This is a genomic window from Corynebacterium sp. (assembly GCF_012837295.1).
Lineage (GTDB): Bacteria > Actinomycetota > Actinomycetes > Mycobacteriales > Mycobacteriaceae > Corynebacterium.
In genome coordinates this window covers 1-3,679 of record NZ_DURI01000379.1, presented here as the reverse complement: position 1 = coordinate 3,679, position 3,679 = coordinate 1, and the positions used below count along the sequence as shown (strand labels likewise).

4 protein-coding genes are annotated in these 3,679 nt (G+C 72.2%); 3 read left to right on the top strand and 1 reads right to left on the bottom strand.

Going from position 1 to position 3,679, the window contains the following annotated elements:
• From GX015_RS12725 to GX015_RS12715, 3 genes are all read left to right on the top strand, one after another.
• Positions 1 to 2,016 (top strand): aldehyde dehydrogenase family protein (locus tag GX015_RS12725; protein ID WP_291345506.1); only part of this gene is annotated, 2,016 nt, incomplete at its 5' end.
• A 71-nt stretch (positions 2,017 to 2,087) separates the two neighbouring features.
• Positions 2,088 to 2,327: a hypothetical protein gene (locus GX015_RS12720; protein ID WP_291345505.1), complete on the top strand. Its 240-nt coding sequence runs from the start codon at positions 2,088 to 2,090 to the stop codon at positions 2,325 to 2,327.
• Between the two features lie 104 nt (positions 2,328 to 2,431).
• On the top strand, positions 2,432 to 2,902 hold the full coding sequence (locus GX015_RS12715) for a hypothetical protein (RefSeq protein WP_291345504.1): 471 nt from the start codon (positions 2,432 to 2,434) through the stop codon (positions 2,900 to 2,902).
• Between the two features lie 107 nt (positions 2,903 to 3,009).
• On the opposite strand, the gene GX015_RS12710 is transcribed toward GX015_RS12715, so the two are convergent.
• A partial coding sequence (locus GX015_RS12710) for a DbpA RNA binding domain-containing protein (RefSeq protein ID WP_291345503.1) occupies positions 3,010 to 3,679 on the bottom strand: 670 nt, incomplete at its 5' end.

Below are 3,679 nucleotides of genomic sequence, written 5' to 3'. Positions count from 1 at the left end.
GTCCACGGGCCGGGCAAGACCGTCGCCGAGTCCGATCCCGAGGTCAGCGAGGCCATCGACTTCATCCGCTACTACGCCGCGTCGGCCCGGGCCATCGCCGACGAGCCGGGCATCGCGTTCACGCCCAACCGCGTCACCGTGGTGTCGCCGCCGTGGAACTTCCCCGTCGCCATCCCCGTGGGCGGCATGGTCGCGGCGCTGGCGGCGGGGTCGGCGGTGATCATTTCCCCCGCGCCCCAGGTGGTGCGGGTGGCGGAGGTCGCCGTCGCCGCGCTGCGCCAGGGGCTTGCCGACGCCGGCGCGGACCCGGATTTGATCCAGCTGGCCAACACCGACGAGGGTTCGGCCGGCCGGGCGCTGCTGACGCATGACGACGTCGACGCGGTGATCCTCACCGGCGCCTCCGAGACGGCGTCGCTGTTCCGCGGCTGGCGGCCCGAGCGGACGGTGCTTGCGGAGACCAGCGGCAAGAACGCGATCATCGTCACCCCGGCATCAGACCCGGACCTGGCGGCGCGCGACGTCATCTCGTCGGCGTTCGGCCATGCCGGGCAGAAGTGCTCGGCCGGGTCGCTGGTCATTCTCGTCGGTGCGGCGGGCAAGTCCGAGCGGCTGCTGGGGCAGATCCTCGACGCCGCCGAGACCCTCCGCGTCGGCCACGGCCGCGACCTGTCCACGGACATGGGACCGCTGGTCGAGGCCCCCGGCGACAAGTTGCGCCGGGGCCTGACGGCGCTGGAGCCCGGCGAGAAGTGGCTGGTCACGCCGCGCCAGCTCGACGACGACGGCTTGATCTGGTCGCCGGGCATCCGCGACAACGTCAAGCCCGGCTCGTGGTTCCACCTCACGGAGTGCTTCGGCCCGGTGCTGGGCATCATGCGCGCGCCCGATCTGGAGACGGCCATCGAGTGGCAGAACGCCGTCGACTACGGGTTGACCGGCGGCATCCATACGCTGGATTCCGCCGAGGTCGCCACGTGGCTGTCGAAGGTGGAGGTGGGCAACGCCTACGTCAACCGGCACATCACGGGCGCGATCGTCCGCCGCCAGCCGTTCGGCGGCTGGAAGGGTTCGTCGGTCGGGCCGGGCGCGAAGGCCGGTGGCCCGAACTACGTGGCGCAGCTGGGCACGGTTCACGATGCACCGGCGCCGAACATGCCGCAGGCCAGCACGGGTCGGGCCACTAACGCGGTGCTGCGCGATCTGGCCGACGCCCTGCGCGCCAGCGCGATCGGCGCCACCGACTCCTCGGGCACGGGTTCGGACGACGCTCCCCCGGCCACGCCCGAGTCGGACGCCGCCACGGACGCCACCGGCAAGGCTGCCTCCGCGACGACGGCGGCGGACCTGGGCACGGACATCGACACCGCCATCGCGTATCTGCAGGGTGCGGCCGGGTCCGACGCCCACTGGACCGCGACGGAGTTCGGCGTGGCCAAGGACGAGTCCGGGCTGGTCGGCGAGGCGAACGTGTTCCGCTACCGCGCGTACCCGACGCCGGTCGTGCGCGTCGGGCCGGGTGCGCATCCGGTGGCGTTGGCGCGCACGGTGCTGGCGGCCGCGGCGGCTCGCCATGCGGCCGGGCGCTTGTCGCAGTCCGGCGGGCGTGCGGAGGACCCCGTGGTCTCCATCGCTCCGTCCGTCATCGGCGACGCCGAGGACGGTTCGCATCCGGGCGCGTCGCCGAGCCGTGCGGATTCGCCGATCGCGGCGGTGCTGAGGGTCCTGTCGGCGCATGGACTGGTGCGGGTCGTGGTCGAGGATGACGCCGACTTCACCGCCCGCGTCTCCGCGGCCGCATCCTCGCGGGTGCGGTGCCTGGGTGCGGTGCCCACGGCTGCGTTGGAGGCCGCCGCCGACAACGGCTCGTGGCTCGATCGCGCGCCGGTCGTGCAGAGCGGTCGCCACGAAATGCTCCATTACCTGCGCGAGCAGGCCGTGTCGTGGTCGCTGCACCGCTTCGGCCACGTGTCGGAGTCGGCGGAGCGCAACTTGCGGGCGGCGTTCCGGAAGTAGCTTCGCGCTTGACGACGCCGCCGGCGCCCCGTGATCACCCGGGGTGCGCCGGCGGCGTCGTTCGCATTGGCTTGCGCAGGGCGACGGCGCTGCGGCTCTACCACCCGGTCAACGGCCGCTACGTCACCACCGGCTTCGTCGCCGAGGGCCCCGCGTGGGGCACGAACATCAGCGGCATGTCGCGCATCGAGCGCACGACTCCGCAGGAGATCACCGTGTGGTGGAAGAACACCGCCGGCGAGACGGCGACGATGCGTTACCTGTGGGATCAGGGCAGGTACCACGCGCTGTACGAGGAAGGCTCGCAGTAGCCCCGGACAACCATCCCCGACGAGGGACGCGCGCCCACCGGGCGCGAGCGGATGTCCACGGACGAGACCGGACCTCCGCAGAGAGGAAGACATGTTCCGCACTCATGACGACCACGACCGGGGTCACCGAAACCATGACGACCGAGGCACCGCCGGCGGCGACCACGCCCACCGCCTCTGGATTCGCGAACGACGCCCGTCTGGCGGAGGCCATCAAGTGGGCCACCCTCGAGGGCCATCTCTCGGACGACTACGAGTGGGTCGCCGACCCGCTCTATCCCTTCGTCGATGGCGGTCCCGATGGACTCTCGGCGCAGGTGATCACGGTGTCCGGCGCGACGGGTTCGTCGCCGCAGGCCGTGATTCTCTTCGGCTCGGGCCACGCGAACTTCTCCGACGCCGCCGTGGCACCCGAGGGCTTCGCCGCCCACGAGAGCTTCGGCGACGCCACCGGCCAGGTCGAGTCCGTCGAGCAGGCGGACCCGGACACGATCACCGTGACGTGGAAGGGCCCCGACGGCGAGCTCCGCGCCGTGGACCATCGCCAGCAGGATGGGCGCATCATCGTGGAGTAGATCGCTTGACGACGAAACCGGCCCGCACCCCATTCCAGGGTGCGGGCCGGTCCGTCGTAAAGCGATCCTGCTCCGTGCAACGGCGCCGCTAAAGCACCGGGCGGAGGCTAGTAGTCGCGTCCGCCACGGTAGCCGCCGCGGCCACCGCGCTCGTCGCCGCCGCGACCGCCACGGTAACCACCGCGACCGCCGCGCTCGTCGTCGCGACCGCCACGGTAACCGCCACGGCCACCACGCTCATCGTCGCGACCGCCACGGTAACCACCACGGCCACCGCGCTCATCGTCGCGCCCACGGCCACCGCGGTAACCACCGCGACCGCCACGGTCATCGCCGCCGCGACCGCCACGGAAACCACCGCGGCCGCCACGGTCGCCGCCGCGCCCGCCGCCGCGACGGTCATCGCGGTCGTCGTAGGCGTGGGAGCCGTCGTCGACGTTGGTGCCGTCGTCGGGCGTGATGTGGATCAACTGGCCCGAAATGCGGGTGTCCTTCAGGTTCTCGAACACCTGCTGCGGCATGTTCGCCGGCAGCTCGACCAGGGTGTGGTCGCCGCGGATGTCGATGTGGCCGAAGTCCTTCGACGTCAGGCCGCCCTCGTTGGCGATGGCGCCGACGATCGCGCCGGGGCGCACGTGCTGGCGGCGGCCGACGCTGATGCGGAACTTGCTCATGCCGTCGCGGGTGAACTCGGCCCGTTCGGCCTTGCGGGCGGCGTGCTCGCTGCGGCGGTCGCGGACGCCGCGGCCACCGCGGTCCTCCTCGAAGCGGCCACGG

Coding starts and splice junctions, on each gene's coding strand:
- GX015_RS12715 (WP_291345504.1), top strand. CDS start 2,432: ATGACGACCACGACCGGGGTCACCGAAACCATGACGACCGAGGCACCG.